Annotated in this window: 1 pseudogene; it reads left to right on the forward strand. The window is 59.9% G+C overall.

Going from position 1 to position 364, the window contains the following annotated elements:
• Window positions 1-118: 118 nt before the first annotated feature.
• Window positions 119-364: pseudogene (locus KQX66_RS39010) on the forward strand (5,10-methylene tetrahydromethanopterin reductase); the annotation flags it as partial.

Genomic DNA, 364 nt, shown 5'->3' on the forward strand with positions numbered 1-364 from the left:
ATATCTGCTGGCGCGATGTCCGGCTGCAAACTGATCGTCCATTCCCGTTTTTAACACCCTAAGACCCCCCATCCGGCCCGGCTCCGCCCGTGGCCGGCAGATAATTGTGGAGCTCGCTATGTCATCGCAACGTGAAATTCGTCTTAACGCTTTTGATATGAACTGCGTCGGCCATCAGTCGCCGGGGCTGTGGGCGCACCGGCGCGACCGTTCCTGGCAGTATAAGGATCTCGAACATTGGACCGATCTGGCGCGCCTGCTGGAACGCGGCAAGTTCGATGGATTGTTTATCGCCGACGTGCTGGGGATTTACGACGTGCTTAACGGCAGCGGCGACGCGGCGATCCGCCAGGCGACGCAGGTG

The organism is Paenibacillus oleatilyticus (genome assembly GCF_018998565.1).
In the GTDB taxonomy this organism is placed as follows: Bacteria; Bacillota; Bacilli; order Paenibacillales; family NBRC-103111; genus Paenibacillus_G; species Paenibacillus_G oleatilyticus.